The organism is Streptomyces sp. NPDC038280 (assembly GCF_055600045.1).
Genome location: NZ_JBVJYZ010000007.1, coordinates 1 through 19,697 on the forward strand (window position 1 = coordinate 1; position 19,697 = coordinate 19,697).

A 19,697-nucleotide genomic window follows, 5' to 3' on the forward strand; every position below is an offset into this window, starting at 1 on the left:
TCCGTGCGTGGTGTGTTCCTAGACAGCTCCACCACACCGGAGGTCTTCGCCATGATCAAGACCCGCGACTGTCAACAACGCTCGTGATCAATACACCTAGCTGTCGAATCCGAGACCGAAGCGGTCCATCGTCCGCAGCCAGAGGTTGCGCCGCCCGCCCCGCTCGTCGGCGCGGGCCAGCGACCACTTGGTGATCCCGATCCCGGCCCAGGCGATCGGCTCGGGCGGGAACGGCAGCGGCTTGGAGCGGACCATCTCCAGGGACGTACGCTCCGTCCGCTCCCCCGACAGCAGATCGAGCATCACATCGGCGCCGAAGCGGGTCGCGCCGACGCCGAGGCCCGTGAAGCCGGCCGCGTACGCCACCTTCCCCGCGTGCGCCGTCCCGAAGAAGGCGGAGAAGCGGGAGCAGGTGTCGATCGCGCCGCCCCAGGCGTGGCTGAAGCGGAGTCCCTCCAGCTGCGGGAAGCAGCGGAAGAAGTGCTCGGCGAGCTTCAGGTACGTCTCCGGGCGGTGGTCGAGTTCCGCGCTGAGACGGCCGCCGAAGGGATAGATCGCGTCGTAGCCGCCCCACAGGATGCGGTGGTCGGCGGTGATGCGGAAGTAGTGGAACTGGTTGGCGCTGTCGCCGAGGCCCTGGCGGTTCTTCCAGCCGATCGACGCGAGCTGCTCGGGACTGAGCGGCTCGGTCATGAGCGCGTAGTCGTAGACCGGGACGGTGTACGCGCGCACCCGCTTGACCAGCGACGGGAAGACGTTCGTGCCGAGCGCGACCCGGCGGGCGAGCACCCGGCCGTAGGGGGTGCGCACGGCCATTCCCGACCCGTTCGCCACGAGGTCGAGGCCGCGGGTGTTCTCGTAGATCCGCACGCCCAGGCCGAGACACGCCTGCTTCAGACCCCAGGCCAGCTTCGCCGGGTCGACCATGGCCACGCCCCGGCGGTCCCACAGCCCCCCGAGGAACGTCGGGGAGTCGACCTCGGCACGTACGGCCGCGGCGTCCAGGAGTTCCAGGCCGTCCGCGAGACCGAGGCGCTCGGCCTCCTCGTACATCTCGCGGAGCTCGTCGACCTGGTGCGGTTCGGTGGCGACGTCGATCTCGCCGGTCCGCTCGAACCCGCAGTCGATGCCGTAGGAAGCGACCGCCGTCTCGATGGCATCGAGATTGCGCGCGCCGAGCTCCTCCAGCTTCGCGAGCTCGCCCGGCCAGCGGGCCAGGCCGTTGCCGAAGCCGTGGGTGAGGGAGGCGGCACAGAAGCCGCCGTTGCGGCCCGAGGCGGCCCAGCCCACCTCGCGCCCCTCGATCAGTACGACGTCCCTCGCGGGGTCGCGCTCCTTGGCGAGGAGCGCGGTCCACAGTCCGCTGTAGCCGCCACCGACGACCAGGAGGTCGCAGCGCTCGGTGGTGGTGAGTGCGGGCAGGGCGCCCGGCTTGCCCGGGTCCTCCAGCCAGAAGGGGACGGGCTGGGCGTCGGAGAGCGATTGTGCAGCAGTACGCATGGCAGCTGGGGCCATGGTTTCCAACTCCTTCAGAACCTACTCAGGGTGTCGCTGTCTTCTTGCGCCGGTTGCCGGCCAGCTGACCGACGACCACCACCAGTACCGCGATGACGAACATCGCCGTACCGATGACGTTGATCTGCACGGGTGTACCGCGCTGCGCCGATCCCCACACGAACATGGGGAAGGTCACGGTCGAGCCCGCGTTGAAGTTGGTGATGATGAAGTCGTCGAACGAGAGCGCGAAGGCGAGCAGCGCACCTGCGGCGATGCCGGGCGCGGCGATGGGCAGGGTGACCCGCAGGAAGGTCTGCACCGGGCCCGCGTAGAGATCGCGCGCGGCCTCCTCCAGACGGGGGTCCATGGACATCACGCGCGCCTTGACGGCGGTGACGACGAAGCTCAGGCAGAACATGATGTGGGCGATCAGGACCGTCCAGAACCCCAGCTCGGCGCCCATGTTGAGGAAGAGCGTCAGCAGCGAGGCGGCCATGACGACCTCGGGCATCGCCATCGGCAGGAAGATGAGCGAGTTGATCGCGCCGCGCGCCCGGAAGCGGTAGCGGACCAGCGCGAAGGCGATCATCGTGCCGAGGAGGGTCGCGCCGACCGTCGCCCATGCGGCGATCTGGAGCGACAGGGTGAGCGAGCCGCACATGTCGGCGACGCCGCAGGGGTCCTTCCAGGCGTCCAGGGAGAACTCCTGCCACGCGTAGTTGAAGCGCCCCTTCGGCTTGTTGAAGGAGAACACCATCACGACGACGTTCGGCACGATCATGTACGCGAGCGTCAGCAGGCCCGCGATGACGACCAGGTTCTTTCGCAGCCAGCGCATCAGACCAGGTCCTCCGTTCCCGCTCGGCGGATGTAGACGGTGACCATGAGCAGCACGATCGCCATGAGGATGAAGGACAGCGCGGCGGCGGTCGGATAGTCCAGGACCCGCAGGAACTGCGACTGGATGACGTTGCCGACCATCTTGGTGTCGGTGGAGCCGAGGAGTTCCGCGTTGACGTAGTCGCCGCTCGCCGGGATGAAGGTGAGCAGCGTGCCCGAGACGACGCCGGGCATGGACAGCGGGAACGTCACCTTGCGGAAGGTGGTCGCGGGCGACGCGTAGAGGTCGCGCGCGGCCTCGTGCAGCCGTCCGTCGATCCGCTCCAGAGAGGTGTAGAGCGGAAGGATCATGAACGGCAGGAAGTTGTACGTCAGACCGCAGACGACCGCCATGGGGGTGGCGAGCACCCGGCTGCCCTCGGTCCATCCGAGCCAGCTGGTGACGTCCAGGATGTGCAGCGTGTCCAGGACGCCGACGACCGCGCCGCCGTCGGCGAGGATCGTCTTCCACGCCAGCGTGCGGATCAGGAAGCTGGTGAAGAACGGCGCGATGACCAGCACCAGGACGAGATTGCGCCAGCGGCCCGCCTTGAAGGCGATCATGTACGCCAGCGGATAGCCGAGGAGCAGACACAGCAGGGTGGCGGTGCCGGCGTACAGCAGGGACCGGATGAACTGCGGGTAGTACTCCTGGAAGGCGTCCCAGTACGTCTGGAAGTGCCAGGTGACCGCGAAGCCCTTCTCCAGGGAGCCGGTCTGCACGGAGGTCGAGGCCTGGTAGATCATCGGCAGCGCGAAGAAGACCAGCAGCCAGAGGATGCCGGGGAGCAGCAGCCAGTACGGAACGAGCCGCTTGCGGGTGGGCGCCTTGCGCACCGCGAGGGCCGCCTCGGGGGGTGTCTCGGTGATCGTCACGCGCCGTCCTCCACCTTTTCCACGCCCGCGTCGATGGCCTGGGCCGCGTCCAGGCCGAAGGTGTGCGTGGGGTTCCAGTGCAGGACCACTTCGGCGCCGGGGGTGAGCCGGGTGTCGCGCTCGATGTTCTGCTCGTACACCTGCAGCCCGCTGCCCGCCGGGCTGTCGACGACGTACTGCGTGGACACTCCGATGAAGGAGGAGTCGACGATCCGGCCGGTGACCCGGTTGCGTCCGTCGGAGATGGCGCTCGCGTCGTCGGCGTGAGCGAGCGAGATCTTCTCCGGGCGGACGCCCACCAGCAGCTTTCCGCCGCTGCGGGTGTCGCTGACCGACGCACATCGCTCGGCGGGCATCCGCAGCTTGCCCCCGCCCGCCGACACGATGACCTCGGCGCCGGCCTCGACGACCTCCGCCTCGATGAGGTTCGAGGTGCCGAGGAAGTTGGCGACGAAGGTGGTCTTCGGGTTCTCGTACAGATCGGCGGGGGCACCGAGCTGCTCGACGCGTCCGCCGTTCATCACCGCGACCGTGTCGGCCATGGTCATGGCCTCCTCCTGGTCGTGGGTGACATGGACGAAGGTGATGCCGACCTCGGTCTGGATGCGCTTGAGTTCCAGCTGCATCTGGCGGCGCAGCTTGAGGTCGAGGGCGCCGAGCGGCTCGTCGAGGAGGAGCACCTGGGGGTGGTTGATCAGCGCGCGGGCGACGGCGACGCGCTGCTGCTGGCCGCCGGAGAGCTGGTGCGGCTTGTTCTTGGCCTTGTCGCCGAGCTGGACGAGGTCGAGCATGTCGCCGACCTGCTTCTGCACCGACTTGACGCCGCGCCGGCGCAGGCCGAACGCGATGTTCTCGTAGATGTCGAGGTGCGGGAAGAGCGCGTACGACTGGAAGACCGTGTTGACCGGGCGCTTGTACGGGGGGAGGTTCGTGACGTCGCGGTCGCCGAGGAAGACGGTGCCGGACGTCGGCTCCTCCAGGCCCGCGATCATGCGCAGCGTGGTGGTCTTGCCGCAGCCGGAGGCGCCGAGCAGCGCGAAGAAGGAACCCTGCGGAACGGTCAGGTCGAGCGGGTGCACGGCGGTGAAGGCGCCGTACGTCTTGCTGATCCCGGTGAGACGGACATCGCCGCCGGTGTTCGTGTCAGTCATGGGTGGTGATCCCAGATTCTTGAAGGGGCTGGCTGGAAGACGGGGGCACCGCCCGCGCGGCTCGCCGCCGCGGGCGAGGCTCAGGCGCCGATGAGCTTGGCGAACTTCTCCTCGTATGCCGTCTCTTCGGCGCTGCTCAGCGAGCGGAAGGCACGGGACTTCGCGGCCATCGCCTTGTCGGGGAGGATCAGCGTGTTGTTCGCGAGTTCGGGATCGATCTTCGCGAGCTCGTCCTTCACGCCGTCCACCGGACAGACGTAGTTGATGTAGGCGGCCAGCTGCGCGGCGACCGGGAGCTCGTAGTAGTAGTCGATGAGCTTCTCCGCGTTGGCCTTGTGCCGGGCCTTGGCGGGGACCAGCAGGTTGTCGCTGGAGGTGATGTAACCGGCCGCGGGGATCGCGTACTTGATGTCCGGGTTGTCGGCCTGCAGCTGGATGACATCACCGGCCCAGGCGAGACAGGCGGCGAGGTCGCCCTTGTCCAGGTCGGAGGTGTAGTCGTTGCCGGTGAAGCGCCGGATCTGCTTCTTGTCGACGCCCTTCTGCAGCCGGCCGAGTGCCGCGTCGAAGTCGGCGTCCTTGAAGGAGCCCGGGTCCTTGCCCATGTCGATCAGCGTCATGCCGACCGAGTCGCGCATCTCGGTCAGGAAGCCGACCCGGCCCTTGAGGGTGGGGTCGTCCAGGAGCTGGCTGACGGAGTCGACCTTCTTGCCGCCGGTCGCCTTGACGTTGTAGGCGATGACCGTGGAGATGCCGGTCCAGGGGTAGGAGTAGGCGCGGCCCGGGTCCCAGTCGGGACGGCGGAACTGGGAGGACAGGTTGGCGAAGGCGTGCGGGAGGTTCGACGGGTCGAGCTTCTGCGCCCAGCCGAGCCTGATCAGGCGGGCCGCCAGCCAGTCCGTGACACAGATGAGGTCGCGTCCGGTGTCCTGGCCCGCCGCGAGCTGAGGCTTGATCTTGCCGAAGAACTCGACGTTGTCGTTGATGTCCTCGGTGTACTTGACCTTGATCCCGGTGCGTTTGGTGAACGCCTCCAGGGTGGGGCGGGACTTCTCGTCCTCGCTGACGTCCATGTACTCGGTCCAGTTGGAGAAGCTGAGCTGCTTCTCCTTGGCCGAGAAGTCCGTCGAGGAGGGGGACTCGCCCTCCCGCTTCGCGGGTGGGATGCCGCAGGCGCTCAGCCCGGCGAGAGAGCCGAGAGTGAGCGCGCCGACGCCGCCGGCACGCAGCACCGAACGGCGGCTGAGGGCGCCCCGGCCGCTCGTCAGGCTGCGCCGCATCGCGGCCAGCTGGGCCGCGGAGAGGCTGTCGGACTCGTACTGCTCCATGCGCTGTGCCCTTTCGGGATGGTTCGCCGTGGTCGGACGGCTGATGACTATCGGTCCCCGAAGATCGTGCGGTGCCAGTCCTTGCGGACCACCGCGGTGTTGTCGTACATCACGTGCTTGACCTGCGTGTACTCCTCGAAGGAGTAGACGGACATGTCCTTTCCGAACCCGGAGGCCTTGGAGCCGCCGTGGGGCATCTCGCTGATGATCGGGATGTGGTCGTTGATCCACACACAGCCCGCCTTGATCTCGCGGGTTGCGCGGTTGGCGCGGTAGACGTCGCGGCTCCAGGCGGAGGCGGCGAGGCCGTAGGGGGTGTCGTTGGCCAGCCGGATCCCCTCCTCGTCGCTGTCGAAGGGCAGCACGACCAGGACCGGCCCGAAGATCTCGGACTGGACGATCTCGCTGTCCTGCGCGGCGCCGGCGACCAGGGTCGGCCGGTAGTAGGCGCCGTTCTTCAGTTCCCCGCCGGGGGCTTCGCCGCCGGTGACGACGGTGGCGTAGGAGCGGGCCCGGTCGACGAAGCCGGCGACCCGGTCGCGCTGGGCGTGGCTGATCAGCGGCCCCAGGTCGGTGGCCGGGTCGAACGGGTCGCCCAGCCGGACGGTCTCCATGAGCGCCGCCACCCGCTCGACGAAGGCGTCGTAGAGCGGGCGCTGGACGTAGGCGCGTGTGGCGGCGGTGCAGTCCTGGCCGGTGTTGATGAGCGAGCCGGCGACGGCGCCGTTCACCGCGGCGTCCAGGTCGGCGTCGTCGAAGACGACGAAGGGCGCCTTGCCGCCCAGCTCCAGGTGGAGGCGCTTGACGGTCGAGGTGGCGATCTCGGCGACGCGCTTGCCGACCGGGGTGGAGCCGGTGAAGGAGGTCATCGCCACGTCCGGGTGCCCGACCAGGTGCTCACCGGCGGTGCGTCCGGCGCCGGTGACGATGTTGACGACGCCGTCGGGGATTCCCGCCTCGGTCGCCGCCTGGGCGAACATCAGCGAGGTGAGCGGCGTCAGTTCGGCGGGCTTGAGCACGATGGTGTTGCCCGCGGCGATCGCCGGGAGGACCTTCCAGGCGGCCATCTGGAGGGGGTAGTTCCAGGGCGCGATGGAGCCGACGACGCCGATGGGCTCGCGGCGGACGTACGAGGTGTGGTCGCCGCTGTACTCGGCCGCCGACTGGCCCTGGAGGTGCCGGGCGGCCCCCGCGAAGAAGGCGGTGTTGTCGACCGTGCCCGGCACGTCGAACTCGGTGGTCAGCTTGATGGGCTTGCCGCACTGGAGCGACTCGGCCCGGGCGAACTCCTCCGCCCGCTCGGCGAGGACCCCCGCGAAGCGGTGCATCGCGTCGGAGCGCTCGCCGGGGGTGGCGCCCGCCCAGTCGGTGAAGGCCTCGCGCGCGGCGGCGACGGCGGCGTCCACGTCGGCGGTGCCGGCGAGCTCGTAGGTGTGGACGCTCTCACCGGTCGCCGGGTCGACGACGCTGTGCTCCTGGCCCGAGGTGCCGGGCCGCAGCCGTCCGGCGATGTACTGCGCGCCGTCCGCGAAGCGGTCCTGCACCTGGAAGCGGTTGCCCATGACGCTCTCCGTTGTTCCGGCTCGAATTGAGTGCCGATCCTGACAGAGCTGGCCGAGTCCAACAAGGGATTCCGTTGTTGCCTTTTGGTTACGCGACGGAATCGGTGGACCATCTGTCGAGGCCGTCCGAATATCTCCGTACGGAGTGTCCGTGGCAGATGCCAGACTCGCGTGTATGGGGACAAGAGACGAGCTGATCGAGCAGGTCAGCAGGGGTAAGACGGTCAAGTATCTGCATTTCTGGGGGCACACGCCACGCAGGGACGGGACGCTCGGAGCGAGCTGTCTGAGCCAGTGGTGGCCGTCGCCGTTCACCGTCGACGGCGTCGTCTACGCGACGGCGGAGCACTGGATGATGGCGTCCAAGGCGCGGCTCTTCGGGGACGCGGACGCCGAGCGGGAGGCCGTCGGTGCGGCGGGCCCGGCGCAGGCCAAGAAGGCGGGGCGCCTGGTGCGCGGCTTCGACGAGACGGTGTGGAAGCGCGAGCGGTTCGCCATCGTCGTCGAGGGCAGCGTGCACAAGTTCGCGTCCCGGCCCGAGCTGCGGGACTTCCTGGTGGGCACGGGCGAGCGGGTCCTGGTGGAGGCGAGCCCGATGGACCGGATCTGGGGCATCGGACTGGCCGCCGACGACCCGCGCGCCGAGGACCCGAGCCGGTGGCGGGGGCTCAATCTGCTCGGGTTCGCGCTGATGGAGGCGAGGGAGAGGCTGAGCTAGCCGGCGCGGTGCCGGGCGGTCCACGCGGACCGGCCGGCCGTGCGGGGGCCGCTCGGCCCCCGCGCCGCGTCAGCCGCGGGCGTTCCCGACCAGTGACGTCGGGTACGCGTCGTTCACGATGCGTGACGTCGAGTACGAGTCGTAGTCGTCGTCGTCGAAGCTGTCATGCTCCACGTCCTGGACGATCGCCCAGACGAGGAACGCGAGGAACGCCGCGCTGAGCACGAAGCCGATCGCGCCCAGAATGATGCCCGCGATGGCCATCCCGCCGTTCGTGGCCTCGCCGCGCTGGACCCGCTTGCGGCCGATGATGCCGAAGATCAGCGCGAGGACGCCGAGGATGACGCCGAGGCCGTACATGCAGAAACCGGCCGTGGCGATGATCCCGAGGACCATCGCCGTGACGCCCATGCCGTTGGCGGGGCTCTGCTGCCAGCCGGTCTGACCGTATCCGGGGTACCCCGGATACCCGGGATAGCCGAAGCCCGGGCCGGGCTGCGCGGCGGCCGGGGGGTAGCCGTACGGGTCGACACCCGGACCGGGCTGGGCGGCGGCCGGGGGGTAGCCGTACGGGCCGGGGTCCGGGCCGCCCGGTGCGATCGGCGGCGGCGGGACGGCGCCGGGGTCCGGAGCGCCGAAGCCGCCCACCATCGTCGGCTGGTCGTGGACCGTCGGCTGCGCCGGCGGCGTCGGGGGCTTGCCCAGCTCGACCCTGTCCTGCGGTGTCCGGCTCTCCGGCGGCGCCCACGGGTCCACGGGCCGATGCCCACCCGGCGGCTGGTCGCTCTGCTCAGACATGTGCCTCCCCCATCGTGTTCCGCCATGCTACGACGTGGTCCCGGGCCCCGGCCTGCCCGCCCCCGCCCGGCCTACGATGATCGGATGACCGATCTCCACTCCTTCATCGCAGGGCTTCCCAAGGCCGAGCTGCATGTCCACCACGTCGGCTCCGCCTCGCCCCGGATCGTCGCCGAGCTGGCCGCCCGACACCCCGACTCGAAGGTCCCCACCGACCCCGAGGCGCTCCGTGACTACTTCACGTTCACCGACTTCGCCCACTTCGTCGAGGTCTACCTCTCGGTCGTCGATCTGGTCCGCACCCCGGAGGACGTCCGGCTGCTGACCTTCGAGGTCGCCCGTGACATGGCGCGGCAGAACATCCGCTACGCGGAGCTGACGATCACCCCGTTCAGCTCGACCCGCCGCGGCATCGACGAGCGGGCCTTCATGGAGGCGATCGAGGACGCCCGCAAGGCGGCCGAGGCCGAGCTCGGGGTCGTTCTCCGCTGGTGCTTCGACATCCCCGGCGAAGCGGGACTGGAGTCCGCCGAGGAGACCGCGCGGCTCGCCGTCGACCTGCGCCCCGAGGGCCTGGTCTCCTTCGGGCTCGGCGGTCCTGAGATCGGCGTCCCGCGTCCCCAGTTCAAGCCGTACTTCGACCGGGCCATCGCCGCCGGGCTGCACAGCGTCCCGCACGCCGGTGAGACGACGGGCCCCCAGACCATCTGGGACGCGCTGACCGATCTGCGGGCCGAGCGCATCGGCCACGGCACCAGCGCCACCCAGGACCCGGAGCTCCTCGCGCACTTGGCCGAGCACCGGATCCCGCTGGAGGTCTGCCCCACCTCCAACATCGCCACCCGCGCCGTCACCGACCTCGACCTGCACCCCATCAAGGAGATGGTGCGCGCCGGCGTCCTGGTGACCATCAACAGCGACGATCCGCCGATGTTCGGCACCGACCTCAACAACGAGTACGCGGTGGCGGCCCGGCTGCTCGACCTCGACGAGCGGGGCCTCGCCGCGCTCGCGAAGAACGCCGTCGAGGCGTCGTTCCTTGACCCGGCGGGCAAGGCGCGGATCGCCGCGGAGATCGACACCTACACCGAGGCCTTCGCGGCGCGGTAAGCACCGCGGCGCGCGCCCCCGGCGGTGACAATGGGGGCCATGCGCACCGTCACTGTCGTAGGCCACCGCGGCGACCCCTACCGGGCCCGCGAGAACACGCTCTTCTCGATCGCCTCCGCGATCGGGAAGGGCGCGGACATCGTCGAGGTCGACGTCCGGCTCACCCGCGACGGCGTGCCCGTGCTGCTGCACGACGCCACGCTCAAGCGACTGTGGGGCCACGACCGTCCGCTGGGCACGCTGACCCACGCCGAGGTGACGGGGCTGACCGGGGGCGGTGTCCCGACGCTGCGCGAGGCGCTGCTCGCCGCCGGTCCGTCGCCCCTGATGCTCGATCTGCCGGGCGCGACGGAGGCGGCGGTCCGGGACATCGTCGGCACGGTCCGCGAGTGCGGCGCCGGCGAGCGTACGTCCTACACGGGCGGCCCCACCGCGATGCTCCAGGTCCGGGCCGCCGATCCCGGCGCCGCGGTGGCGCTCACCTGGGACACCCTGGCGCCGGCGCGTCCCGCGCTGCTCGACGCGGTGAAGCCGCGCTGGCTCAACTACCGCTTCGGGCTGGTGAGTCGGGAGCTGGCCGAGCGGGTGCACCGGGACGGCCTGCTGGTCTCGGCGTGGACCGCGGACACCAAGCGCACCATGCGTAGGCTGATCGCGCACGGGGTGGACGCGATCACGACCAACCGTGTGGAAGCGCTGACCGCCGTACTACGGAAGGGATCGCCGGCGTGACGGATCCGACGAACGGCCGCATCCGCACCGACATCGCGCACAACGCCAGGGTCTGGAACTACTGGCTGGGCGGCAAGGACAACTACCCGGTGGACCGGGCGGTCGGTGACCAGGTCACCGGGATGTATCCGAGCATCGGCGAAGTCGCGCGCGCGGACCGGGCGTTCCTGGGCCGGACGGTGACGCATCTCGCGGGTGAGGCGGGGATCCGGCAGTTCCTGGACATCGGTACGGGGCTTCCCACCGTCGACAACACCCATGAGGTGGCGCAGCGCATCGCCCCCCGGGCGCGTGTCGTCTACGTCGACAACGACCCGATCGTCCTGACGCACGCGCGCGCCCTGCTGACCAGCTCCCCGGAGGGCGTCACCGAGTACCTCGACGCGGACGCCCACCAGCCACGGAAGATCCTCGAGGGGGCCGCGGCGACGCTGGACCTGGAGCAGCCGGTCGCGGTGATAATGCTGGGCATCCTCAACTTCGTCCTGGACACCGGCGAGGCGCGGGCCATCGTGCGGACGCTGATGGACGCGATGCCGTCGGGCAGCCATCTCGTCCTCACCCATCCGACGCTGGAGCCGGAGCTCGGCGGCGAGGGGAACGTGGCGGCGATGGCGTTCTGGAACGAGAACGCGACCCCGCCGATCAGGGCCCGTACCCGCGCCGAGTTCACCTCGTTCCTCGACGGTCTGGAGATCTTGGAGCCAGGCATCGTCTCCTGCGCGCGCTGGCGGTTCGCGTCGGCGTCCGAAGTGGCGCAGTTCGGCGCGGTGGGCCGCAAGCCGTAGTGGACGTCCAGAGAGAGATACGAGGGCGGTGGCGCCGGGTCCGGGCCCTGTCCGGGTCCCATCCGCGAGCCGTGGACACCGGGATCGCGCTGGTGGTGCAGGCGGCGATGACGATGCCGTTCGTGGTGCCGCGCCCGCCCGAGCTGGAGCCGGCGACCTGGCCCGCGTACGGGCTGACCACGCTCACCGTCGTGCCGCTGGTCTGGCGGCGCCGGGCCCCGCTCGCCGTCCTCTTCGCGATCCTGGCGGCGAGCGCGCTATACAAGCTGGCCCTGGAGGGCCCCGGCCAGCCCCTCCCCTACACCGGTCTGGTCATCGTCTACACGATCGCCGAGCTCTCGCCGCCCGCGAAGCGGCTCTTCACGCTGGCCCTGCTCGTGGTGGCGGTGCCCATGTCGGTCTGGCTCAACACCCGGTCGGCGAGGGAGCTGACGTTCTCCCTGTTCGTCTTCGCCGCCGCGTACGTCTTCGGCCGCCTGACCGACACGCGCCGGCGGGCGAACCGGATCGAGGCCGAGCAGGCCGCCGCGCGCGAACGCGCCCGGATCGCCCGGGAGATGCACGACATCCTGTCCCACGCCGTGAGCCTGATGATCGTGCAGGCGGAGGCGGGCCCGGTGGCCGTGCGGACGGCGCCGGATCGGGCGGAGGCCGCCTTCGACGCCATCTCGGAGGCGGGCCGGGACGCCATGGCGCAGTTGCGGCGGATCCTGGGCGTGCTGCGGGACGACCGGGCGAGCGGCGACGCCCCGCGGGCCCCGCAGCCGGACCTCGCCGCCCTGCCCGAGCTGGTGGAGCGGGTGCGGGCGAGCGGACTGCGGGTGGAGTACGACCCCCGGGGCGAGGCGCGCCCGCTGCCCGCGGCGCTGGAGGCGACGGTGCACCGGATCGTCCAGGAGTCACTGACGAACGTGGTGAAGCACGCGGACGCCCGGACCGCCCGCGTCGCTCTCACGTACGGCCCAAGGATCCTGGAGATCTCGGTGACCGACGACGGACGCGGGCCGGGCGGCGCGTCCGGTGGCGGGCACGGGCTGATCGGCGTCCGGGAACGGGCGGCCGCGCACGGCGGCACGGCGGTCACCGGGCCGGGGCCGGACGGCCGCGGGTTCGAGGTACGGGTCCGCATCCCCGTACCCTCCTCGGCGGAGGTGGGGAGTTGACGATCCGTGTGGTGGTGGCCGACGACCAGGAGCTGGTCCGCAGTGGCTTCGCGATGATCCTGGGCGCCCAGCCGGACATCGACGTGGTCGCGGAGGCGGGTGACGGCGCCGAGGCCGTGGAGGCGGTGCGCCGCCACGGTCCCGATGTGGCGCTGCTCGACATCCGGATGCCGCGCGTGGACGGCATCGAGGCCTGCCGCGCGATCAGCGCGACCGGGTGCCGCACTGTGATGCTGACGACCTTCGACTCGGACGAGTACGTCTACGAGGCGCTGCACGCGGGTGCGAGCGGCTTTCTCCTCAAGGACGTCCGCCGGGACGATCTGGTGCACGCGGTGCGGGTGGTGGCGCGGGGGGATTCGCTGCTGGCCCCGTCCGTGGCGCGCCGGCTGATCGAGGAGTACACGAGGCCGGCGCCGCGTACCTCCCGCCCCGACCCCCGGCTGGATGTGCTGACGGGCCGGGAGCGCGAGACGCTGCTGCTGCTCGCGCGGGGGCTGTCGAACGCCGAGATCGCCGTGTCCCTGGTGGTCAGCGAGCACACCGTCAAGACGCATGTGGGTCATGTGCTCGCCAAGCTGGGGTTGCGGGACCGGATCCAGGCGGTCATCTGCGCGTACGAGACGGGGCTGATCGCGGCGGGCTCTCCCCCGGCCGGGGGAGGCGGGGGACCGGCCGCCTCCCCCGCACCGGCGAGGAAGTGACCGCGGAAGACCGCCCGCCGCGGCGATTCGCGCGAAGCCGCTGGTCAACAGGATGGAGTCCGTCAGAACGACGGCTCACGTCCCAGGAGTTGACCATGAACAGCCGTACCCGCGCCCTGATCGCCGCGGCCCTCGTCCTCGGGGTCGCCGCGGGCCCCTCGGTCCTTCCGGCCGCCGCGGACCAGGCGCCGGCGGTCGTGTCCGCGCGGCAGACGGACGCCGCCCTGGAGGCCGCGATCGCCGGGCTGCCGAACGCCGGGGCGACCGCCGCGCTGGTACGGGTCGGGGGCACCGAGGGCGCCTGGCTCGGCAGCTCCGGGGTGCACGATCTGCGCAGCGGCCGGGCGGCGGACCCGCGGGCCCGCTTCCGGGCCGGCTCGGTGACGAAGGTGTTCACGGCGGCAGTGGCGCTGCAGCTGGCGACGGAGGGCAGGCTGGACCTCGACCGGTCGGCCCGCTCGTACCTTCCGGAACTGATCCCGGCGGCCTACGGCAGGGTCACCGTCCGACAGCTGCTCAACCACACGCACGGCATCCCGGCTCCGGACTTCGCCGGGAGCACGGTCGAGGAGTGGTACGCGAACCGTTTCGTCCGGCACGACCCGCGTGACATGGTCCGCTCGGCGACGGCCAAGGGGCCGGAGTTCGCCCCGGGCGAGAAGCAGCATTACCTCAACATCGGCTACACGATCGCGGGGCTGCTGATCGAGCGGGTGACCGGCGACCGGTTCGAGGACCAGGTGGCGCAGCGCGTGCTGCAGCCGCTCGGGCTGCGCGGCACGTCCTTCCCGGGCGCCGATCCCCGGATCCACGGCCCGCACAACCACGGCTACCAGACAATGCGTCTGGAAGACGGCACGACCGGGCTGCGGGACGTGTCGGTGTGGGGGACGACGGACGGCTGGGCGGCGGGTGACATCATCTCCACCACCGCGGACCTGGAGCGGTTCACGACGGCGCTGTTCCGGGGACAGGTGGTGCGCGGCCCGCTCCTCGAGGAGATGTTCACGCTGCCGGGCGCGGGCGTCCGGGACTTCACGTCCGGTGGACCGGCCGCGTTCTCCGCGGGCCTGGCCATGAAGAAGCTGGGCGGGCGGGAGGTGTGGGGCAAGACGGGCGGCCGCTGGGGCTACAACGCGGCCGTGGCGGCCACCCGCGATCTCTCCCGCACCCTCGTCTACAGCGTCAACGCGACGAGCGCGAAGGGGCAGGACACGAACGCCACGGCGCTGAACGTCATGGTGGCCACCTTCGGCAGGCCCACCGTCTGACCCCGGTCACCGGTCCCGCGGTCATGGTCCGCGCCGCCGGTGGGTCAGGCGGCCGCGGGCGCGGGCTGCCCCCCGGCAGCCCGCGTCAGCGTCTCCAGCCGCTTGATCATGCGGCGCACGACGAGCAGCGGGATCACCCCGAAGACCCCGAAGGACATGTCGATGACCGACCACCAGAAGGGGATGCCGCGGATCGGTCCGCAGATCAGGGCGAGCGGGATGATCCCCGCGCAGGCGATCATGCCGAATTCGATCACCCAGATGTTGCGGACGGGGTCGCGGTAGGGGCCGTAGAAGGCGACGGCGATGACGAGGTGCGCGAAGGCGAGCCAGTCGGTGCCGTACAGCAGGAAGGGGTGCTCGGCGTCGGTGACGTCGAGGCCGACCCGGACTCGCTCGATCCACTGCGCGAGACCCGGGAAGGTGTCGGCGGCGGGGGCGGCCCAGGAGCTCAACGCGTCTTCCACCAGCCGCAGTTCGGTGACGAGGGGGAAGGCGGTCAGCCCGCTCAGGACCAGGCAGACGATGAAGACGGCCAACCACACGCGGATGCGCCGCAGGAGGGCTCTCGGCCCGTCGGTCTCGCTCATGTCCGCAGCGTACGCCCCGCATGAACACGTTCAAAAACTGGGGTGTCCGCTGACCTTCCGGGCGATCGCGTGCGAGAACACGGTGGCGCCCGCCGCCACCGCCAGACCCGTCACGACGTCGCGCGCCCGCGCCGGCTTCAGGACGCCCTCGCGCCGCAGGCGGCCCCGCGCCCAGAGGGTGAAGGGGACGACGAGCAGCGGCGAGGTCGCCGATCCGGGGGTGTAGCCGCGGACGGCGGCGGCCTGGGCGAGATGCACCAGACCGTGCAGGCCGAAGCCGTTGAGAGCACCCTGGTAGAAGGCGGACCGGCCCCCGGAGCGGTGGCCGGCGACGGCGGCGGAGGCCACGACCGCTCCCATGACGCCGACCGCGACGGCGAACTCCCGCTCGTCCACGGCCTCCATGGCCTTCCACACCTTCTCGGGGACACCCGGGAACCGCTCGCGCAGGGCGGGGAGGTTCTCCCGCACCCAGCGCGGCCCGAAGGCGAGCTCCTCGGCGTCGTGCAGCGCCCACGCCGCCAAGAGCCCATAGGTGACAGCTGAGTTCATGCCCCGACAACTCACAGACCGGCGATCGAGTTCCATCGCTTCGCGAACCCGGCCCGCTCCTCGGACGTGATGTCCCGGGCGATCGCGAGACGTTGACGCATCGCGCCGTCGGGAAAGATCAGCGGGTCCTCGGCGAGCGCCGCGAGCTCCTTGTCCTTGGAGCCGGCGAGGACGTCGCGGGCGGCCGGGACGGGACAGACGTAGTTGACCCACGCGGCCAGCTCGGCGGCGACCTCGGGCTCGTAGTAGTAGTCCACGAGCTGTTCGGCATTGGCCTTGTGGCGTGCGAGGTTGGGGATCATCAGGCTCTCCGCCCAGAGCTCGGCTCCCTCCTCCGGGACCACGAACTCGATCTCCGGGTTGTCGGCCTGGAGCTGGATGACGTCGCCCGAGTACGCCTGGCAGGCGAGGACGTCCCCGGTCGACAGGTCCTTGATGTAGTCGTTGCCGGTGAAGCGGCGGATGTGCTTGTCGCGCACCAGCCCCTCGATCCGCTCGCACATGTCGTGGAAGTCGTCGGCGGTCCACCGGGTCACGTCGACTCCCTGGCCCTGCATCAGCAGCGCGAAGGACTCGTCGAGCCCGGACAGCAGGGTGACCTTGCCGCGCAGGTCACGGGCCCACAGGTCCTGTGTGGACTTGATCTCCCGGCCGAGCTTCTCGCGGTTGTAGGCGATTCCGGTGATCCCGGACTGCCAGGGCACGCTGTGCGTGCGCCCCCGGTCGAACGCGGGCGAGGCGAGCTGCGGGTCGAGGTACCTGGAGATGTTCGGCTGCCTGGAGCGGTCCATCTCCTGCACCCAGCCGAGGCGTACGAACCGGGCGGCCATCCAGTCGCTGATGACCACGAGATCGCGGCCGGTCTCCTGATGGTTCATCAGAGCCGGGCTGATCTTCCCGAAGAACTCGTCGTTGTCGTTGATCTCCTCGGTGTAGCGGACGGAGATCCCGGTCCGCTCCGTGAAGGCGGCGAGCGTGGGGCGCGCGGAGGTGTCGTCGTCATCGGTGTCGATGTACAGCGGCCAGTTGGCGAAGTCGAGCGCTCCGTCGTGCGCGGAGAGGTCCCGCCCGCCCCGGTCGCCCGGCTCGACGTAGGCGGCCGGCACCCCGCATCCGGCGAGAGCGACTCCGGCAGCCGAGGCGCCGAGGCCGCGCAGGAGGGACCGCCGGGACATGAGTTCATTCGGGATCGCTCGCACCTCGGAAGGATGCCGGGGCCCGTGCGGGCGCGGCAATGGACGCTGCGTCCCGGCGGGGTGCTCCCCGGACGACACCCTGTCGCCCCCTCACCCTCGCCGCGCACTCCTGGACGTGTGTCTATACTTACTGGACACCTGTCCAGAAAGGACGTACCCCGATGAACGTGGCCGCGCATGTACTGGTCGCTCTGGTCGCCGCCCTGCACGTCTACATCCTGGTGCTGGAGATGTTCCTGTGGGAGCGGGCGCCCGGGCGCGGGCTCTCCGGCTTCGACGCGGACATGGCTCGCGCCACCGCTCCCCTCGCCGCCAACCAGGGCCTCTACAACGGCTTTCTCGCCGCGGGTCTGGTCTGGGGCCTCATCGCCGCCGACCCGACCGGGTACCACGTGCGGATCTTCTTCCTCGGCTGTGTGGTGGTCGCCGGGATCTACGGCGGCGCGACCGCCAACCGGCGCATCCTCGTCGCCCAGGCCCTGCCCGGGGCGCTCGCCCTGGCCGCCGTCCTGGCGGCCGGATGAGCGCGGCGGCCGATCCGAGGGCGGCCCGCACCCGCGAGAAGCTGCGGCTCGCCCTGCTGCGGGAGTGCGCCGAACGCCCGCTCGACGAGGTCGGGGTGGCCGCCCTGGTACGCCGCGCCGGCGTCGGCCGGGCCACCTTCTATCTCCACTACCCGGACCTGCGGGCCCTGGCCGTCGACGCCTGCGCCGAGGTCGTCCGCGACGCGGTGGAGGCGCTGCACGCCTGGCGCGGGACGCCCGCCCCGGACGCACCACCGCCGGCGCTGCTCGCCTTCTTCGCCGGCGTCGCGCAGCGCGGGGCCCTCTACCGGGCGCTGCTGCTACCGGGCGGCGGCGGCCCGCTGGGTGAGCTGCTCCACCGCGAGTTGCGGGAACGCAGCCTGCGCGAGCGGCGGTTGGCGGGCTCCCCGAACGCCGAACTGATGGCCTCGGCGGTCGCCGCCACCTTCACGGGACTGCTGGCGGACTGGATCAACGGTCTTCTCGGCGAGCCGGACGGGGGTCCGGAAGACCACGCCCGGGAGATGGCGGGCCAGGTCTGGCGGGTGCTGCTGGCCCTGCACCGCGCCTGAGGCGGGCCTCGCGGGGAATCCCCGACGGCGCACGCAGGGCGGGACATCCCGGCGGGACTCGGTAGGAACGACGGGAGCGGACGGACGGGAGCGGCCCCGGCGGAGGATCGCCGGGGCCGCTTCGTCGTGCGGGTGAGGAACCGTCAGCCGAGCGACGTCATCACGTGCTTGATGCGCGTGTAGTCCTCGAAGCCGTACGCGGACAGGTCCTTGCCGTAGCCGGACTTCTTGTATCCGCCGTGCGGCATCTCGGCGACCAGCGGGATGTGGGTGTTGATCCACACACAGCCGAAGTCCAGCGACTTCGACATCCGCATCGCCCGGGCGTGGTCCTTGGTCCACACCGAGGACGCGAGGGCGAACTCGACGCCGTTCGCGTACTCCAGCGCCTGCTCCTCGTCGCGGAAGGGCTGGACGGTGATGACCGGGCCGAAGACCTCGTTCTGGATGATCTCGTCGTCCTGCTTGAGGCCGGAGACGACGGTCGGGGCGTAGAAGTAGCCCTTGTCGCCGACCCGGTGGCCGCCCGCCTCGACCTTGGCGTGCGCGGGGAGCCGCTCGATGAAGCCGGTCACCTGCGCGAGCTGGTTGGCGTTGTTGAGCGGACCGTAGAGCACGTCCTCGTCGTCCGGCTGACCGGTCTTGGTGTCGGCCGCGGCCTTGGCCAGGGCGGACACGAACTCGTCGTGGATGGACTCGTGGACCAGCACGCGGGTCGCGGCCGTACAGTCCTGGCCCGCGTTGAAGAAGCCCGCCACCGAGATGTCCTCGACGGCCTTGGCGATGTCGGTGTCCTCGAAGACGACGACCGGCGCCTTGCCGCCCAGCTCCAGGTGGACGCGCTTGACGTCCTTGGCCGCCGACTCGGCGACCTGCATGCCCGCCCGTACGGAACCGGTGATGGAGGCCATCGCCGGGGTCGGGTGCTCGACCATCGCGCGGCCCGTCTCGCGGTCGCCGCACAGGACGTTGAAGACGCCCTTGGGGACGATCTGCCCGATGATCTCGGCCATCAGGACGGTCGACGCCGGGGTCGTGTCGGACGGCTTGAGGACGACCGTGTTGCCCGCGGCGAGCGCCGGGGCGAACTTCCACACGGCCATCATCATCGGGTAGTTCCAGGGCGCCACCTGGGCGCAGACGCCGACGGGCTCGCGGCGGATGATGGAGGTCATCCCCTCCATGTACTCGCCGGCCGAACGGCCTTCGAGCATCCGGGCGGCGCCGGCGAAGAAGCGGATCTGGTCCACCATCGGCGGCAGTTCCTCGCTCGCGGTGAGGCCGGCCGGCTTGCCGGTGTTCTCGACCTCGGCGGCGACGAGTTCCTCGGCCCGCTCCTCGAAGGCGTCCGCGATCCTCAGCAGTACCTTCTGGCGCTCGGCCGGGGTGGTGTCCCGCCATGCGGGGAACGCGGCCGCGGCGGCGTCCATCGCGGCGTCGACGTCGGCCTGACCGGACAGCGGCGACGTGGCGTACACCTCGCCCGTGGCCGGGTTGACGACGTCGATCGTCCTCCCGTCGGCGGCGTCCCGGAATTCCCCGTTGATGTAGTTACGCAGCCGGCGCAGCTCGGTGGTCACGTGCCAGCCCTCCTGTCGTTCTGTCCTAGCTCGGATGCCCTCGGAGTGTCCGAGGGATGAGACATCCCACCCTAGTCGCTCAGGGGACGCTTTCGACAGTCCCGAC

General features: G+C 70.7%; 20 protein-coding genes. 9 read left to right on the top strand and 11 right to left on the bottom strand.

Features of this window, described 5'->3' with window-relative positions; all coding sequences use genetic code 11:
* Nucleotides 1-96: 96 nt before the first annotated feature.
* The 6 genes from ACZ7J0_RS16440 to ACZ7J0_RS16465 form a co-directional block, all read right to left on the bottom strand.
* Nucleotides 97-1,515: an NAD(P)/FAD-dependent oxidoreductase gene (locus tag ACZ7J0_RS16440; RefSeq protein ID WP_470887911.1), complete on the bottom strand. Its 1,419-nt coding sequence runs from the start codon at nucleotides 1,513-1,515 to the stop codon at nucleotides 97-99.
* A gap of 25 nt (nucleotides 1,516-1,540) precedes the next feature.
* A complete protein-coding gene (locus ACZ7J0_RS16445; RefSeq protein ID WP_470887913.1) occupies nucleotides 1,541-2,335 on the bottom strand; it encodes an ABC transporter permease in 795 nt (264 codons plus the stop codon).
* A complete protein-coding gene (locus ACZ7J0_RS16450) occupies nucleotides 2,335-3,252 on the bottom strand; it encodes an ABC transporter permease (protein ID WP_470887915.1) in 918 nt (305 codons plus the stop codon). Before ACZ7J0_RS16450 ends, ACZ7J0_RS16445 begins: the two co-directional genes overlap by 1 nt.
* On the bottom strand, nucleotides 3,249-4,403 hold the full coding sequence (locus ACZ7J0_RS16455) for an ABC transporter ATP-binding protein (protein ID WP_470887917.1): 1,155 nt from the start codon (nucleotides 4,401-4,403) through the stop codon (nucleotides 3,249-3,251). The genes ACZ7J0_RS16450 and ACZ7J0_RS16455 overlap by 4 nt, the downstream gene beginning before the upstream one ends.
* A gap of 80 nt (nucleotides 4,404-4,483) precedes the next feature.
* A complete protein-coding gene (locus ACZ7J0_RS16460) occupies nucleotides 4,484-5,731 on the bottom strand; it encodes a polyamine ABC transporter substrate-binding protein (RefSeq protein ID WP_468706418.1) in 1,248 nt (415 codons plus the stop codon).
* Nucleotides 5,732-5,778: 47 nt separating this feature from the next.
* The gene (locus tag ACZ7J0_RS16465; RefSeq protein WP_470887920.1) at nucleotides 5,779-7,293 is read right to left on the bottom strand and encodes a gamma-aminobutyraldehyde dehydrogenase; all 1,515 of its coding nucleotides are present in this window, start codon (nucleotides 7,291-7,293) and stop codon (nucleotides 5,779-5,781) included.
* Between the two features lie 175 nt (nucleotides 7,294-7,468).
* Between ACZ7J0_RS16465 and ACZ7J0_RS16470 the strand changes: the two genes are divergently transcribed.
* Nucleotides 7,469-8,011, top strand: coding sequence for an NADAR family protein (locus tag ACZ7J0_RS16470; RefSeq protein WP_470887922.1), 543 nt, complete (start codon nucleotides 7,469-7,471; stop codon nucleotides 8,009-8,011).
* 69 nt (nucleotides 8,012-8,080) lie between these two features.
* On the opposite strand, the gene ACZ7J0_RS16475 is transcribed toward ACZ7J0_RS16470, so the two are convergent.
* Nucleotides 8,081-8,809 carry a DUF4190 domain-containing protein gene (locus ACZ7J0_RS16475; RefSeq protein ID WP_470887923.1) on the bottom strand — a complete coding sequence of 243 codons (729 nt, stop codon included), beginning with the start codon at nucleotides 8,807-8,809 and terminating at the stop codon, nucleotides 8,081-8,083.
* Between the two features lie 84 nt (nucleotides 8,810-8,893).
* On the opposite strand from ACZ7J0_RS16475, the gene ACZ7J0_RS16480 reads away from it, so the two are divergent.
* The 6 genes from ACZ7J0_RS16480 (at nucleotide 8,894) to ACZ7J0_RS16505 (ending at nucleotide 14,577) form a co-directional block, all read left to right on the top strand.
* On the top strand, nucleotides 8,894-9,919 hold the full coding sequence (locus ACZ7J0_RS16480; protein ID WP_470887925.1) for an adenosine deaminase: 1,026 nt from the start codon (nucleotides 8,894-8,896) through the stop codon (nucleotides 9,917-9,919).
* A 39-nt stretch (nucleotides 9,920-9,958) separates the two neighbouring features.
* The gene (locus ACZ7J0_RS16485) at nucleotides 9,959-10,651 is read left to right on the top strand and encodes a glycerophosphodiester phosphodiesterase (RefSeq protein ID WP_470887927.1); all 693 of its coding nucleotides are present in this window, start codon (nucleotides 9,959-9,961) and stop codon (nucleotides 10,649-10,651) included.
* A complete protein-coding gene (locus ACZ7J0_RS16490) occupies nucleotides 10,648-11,439 on the top strand; it encodes an SAM-dependent methyltransferase (RefSeq protein ID WP_470887929.1) in 792 nt (263 codons plus the stop codon). Before ACZ7J0_RS16485 ends, ACZ7J0_RS16490 begins: the two co-directional genes overlap by 4 nt.
* Nucleotides 11,439-12,602, top strand: a complete 1,164-nt coding sequence (locus ACZ7J0_RS16495) for a sensor histidine kinase (protein WP_470887931.1) — start codon at nucleotides 11,439-11,441, stop codon at nucleotides 12,600-12,602. The genes ACZ7J0_RS16490 and ACZ7J0_RS16495 overlap by 1 nt, the downstream gene beginning before the upstream one ends.
* Nucleotides 12,599-13,306: a response regulator gene (locus ACZ7J0_RS16500; RefSeq protein WP_470887933.1), complete on the top strand. Its 708-nt coding sequence runs from the start codon at nucleotides 12,599-12,601 to the stop codon at nucleotides 13,304-13,306. The genes ACZ7J0_RS16495 and ACZ7J0_RS16500 overlap by 4 nt, the downstream gene beginning before the upstream one ends.
* Before the next feature lie 95 nt (nucleotides 13,307-13,401).
* A complete protein-coding gene (locus ACZ7J0_RS16505) occupies nucleotides 13,402-14,577 on the top strand; it encodes a serine hydrolase domain-containing protein (protein ID WP_470887935.1) in 1,176 nt (391 codons plus the stop codon).
* Nucleotides 14,578-14,621: 44 nt separating this feature from the next.
* Here the strand turns inward: ACZ7J0_RS16505 and ACZ7J0_RS16510 are convergent, their stop codons facing one another.
* The 3 genes from ACZ7J0_RS16510 to ACZ7J0_RS16520 are packed head-to-tail and all read right to left on the bottom strand — an operon-like array spanning nucleotide 14,622 to nucleotide 16,894.
* Nucleotides 14,622-15,167, bottom strand: coding sequence for a hypothetical protein (locus tag ACZ7J0_RS16510; RefSeq protein ID WP_470887937.1), 546 nt, complete (start codon nucleotides 15,165-15,167; stop codon nucleotides 14,622-14,624).
* A 30-nt stretch (nucleotides 15,168-15,197) separates the two neighbouring features.
* Nucleotides 15,198-15,719, bottom strand: coding sequence for an HXXEE domain-containing protein (locus ACZ7J0_RS16515; protein ID WP_470887938.1), 522 nt, complete (start codon nucleotides 15,717-15,719; stop codon nucleotides 15,198-15,200).
* Between the two features lie 11 nt (nucleotides 15,720-15,730).
* Entirely contained in the window at nucleotides 15,731-16,894 is a 1,164-nt protein-coding gene (locus ACZ7J0_RS16520; RefSeq protein WP_470888344.1) for an ABC transporter substrate-binding protein, read from the bottom strand.
* Nucleotides 16,895-17,076: 182 nt separating this feature from the next.
* Here ACZ7J0_RS16520 and ACZ7J0_RS16525 point away from each other — a divergent pair, with 182 nt between their 5' ends.
* On the top strand, nucleotides 17,077-17,439 hold the full coding sequence (locus tag ACZ7J0_RS16525; protein WP_470887940.1) for a DUF1304 domain-containing protein: 363 nt from the start codon (nucleotides 17,077-17,079) through the stop codon (nucleotides 17,437-17,439).
* Nucleotides 17,436-18,011, top strand: coding sequence for a TetR/AcrR family transcriptional regulator (locus ACZ7J0_RS16530; RefSeq protein WP_470887942.1), 576 nt, complete (start codon nucleotides 17,436-17,438; stop codon nucleotides 18,009-18,011). The genes ACZ7J0_RS16525 and ACZ7J0_RS16530 overlap by 4 nt, the downstream gene beginning before the upstream one ends.
* A 143-nt stretch (nucleotides 18,012-18,154) precedes the next feature.
* On the opposite strand, the gene ACZ7J0_RS16535 is transcribed toward ACZ7J0_RS16530, so the two are convergent.
* Nucleotides 18,155-19,591: a gamma-aminobutyraldehyde dehydrogenase gene (locus ACZ7J0_RS16535; protein WP_470887944.1), complete on the bottom strand. Its 1,437-nt coding sequence runs from the start codon at nucleotides 19,589-19,591 to the stop codon at nucleotides 18,155-18,157.
* Nucleotides 19,592-19,697 lie beyond the last annotated feature (106 nt).

Excerpts from the sequence above, each read along its gene's own strand:
- ACZ7J0_RS16440 (WP_470887911.1), bottom strand. The coding sequence starts at position 1,515 with ATGGCCCCAGCTGCCATGCGTACTGCTGCACAATCGCTCTCCGACGCC.
- ACZ7J0_RS16445 (WP_470887913.1), bottom strand. The coding sequence starts at position 2,335 with ATGCGCTGGCTGCGAAAGAACCTGGTCGTCATCGCGGGCCTGCTGACG.
- ACZ7J0_RS16455 (WP_470887917.1), bottom strand. The coding sequence starts at position 4,403 with ATGACTGACACGAACACCGGCGGCGATGTCCGTCTCACCGGGATCAGC.
- ACZ7J0_RS16460 (WP_468706418.1), bottom strand. The coding sequence starts at position 5,731 with ATGGAGCAGTACGAGTCCGACAGCCTCTCCGCGGCCCAGCTGGCCGCG.
- ACZ7J0_RS16465 (WP_470887920.1), bottom strand. The coding sequence starts at position 7,293 with ATGGGCAACCGCTTCCAGGTGCAGGACCGCTTCGCGGACGGCGCGCAG.
- ACZ7J0_RS16470 (WP_470887922.1), top strand. The coding sequence starts at position 7,469 with ATGGGGACAAGAGACGAGCTGATCGAGCAGGTCAGCAGGGGTAAGACG.
- ACZ7J0_RS16475 (WP_470887923.1), bottom strand. The coding sequence starts at position 8,809 with ATGTCTGAGCAGAGCGACCAGCCGCCGGGTGGGCATCGGCCCGTGGAC.
- ACZ7J0_RS16480 (WP_470887925.1), top strand. The coding sequence starts at position 8,894 with ATGACCGATCTCCACTCCTTCATCGCAGGGCTTCCCAAGGCCGAGCTG.
- ACZ7J0_RS16485 (WP_470887927.1), top strand. The coding sequence starts at position 9,959 with ATGCGCACCGTCACTGTCGTAGGCCACCGCGGCGACCCCTACCGGGCC.
- ACZ7J0_RS16505 (WP_470887935.1), top strand. The coding sequence starts at position 13,402 with ATGAACAGCCGTACCCGCGCCCTGATCGCCGCGGCCCTCGTCCTCGGG.
- ACZ7J0_RS16510 (WP_470887937.1), bottom strand. The coding sequence starts at position 15,167 with ATGAGCGAGACCGACGGGCCGAGAGCCCTCCTGCGGCGCATCCGCGTG.
- ACZ7J0_RS16515 (WP_470887938.1), bottom strand. The coding sequence starts at position 15,719 with ATGAACTCAGCTGTCACCTATGGGCTCTTGGCGGCGTGGGCGCTGCAC.
- ACZ7J0_RS16520 (WP_470888344.1), bottom strand. The coding sequence starts at position 16,894 with ATGTCCCGGCGGTCCCTCCTGCGCGGCCTCGGCGCCTCGGCTGCCGGA.
- ACZ7J0_RS16525 (WP_470887940.1), top strand. The coding sequence starts at position 17,077 with ATGAACGTGGCCGCGCATGTACTGGTCGCTCTGGTCGCCGCCCTGCAC.
- ACZ7J0_RS16530 (WP_470887942.1), top strand. The coding sequence starts at position 17,436 with ATGAGCGCGGCGGCCGATCCGAGGGCGGCCCGCACCCGCGAGAAGCTG.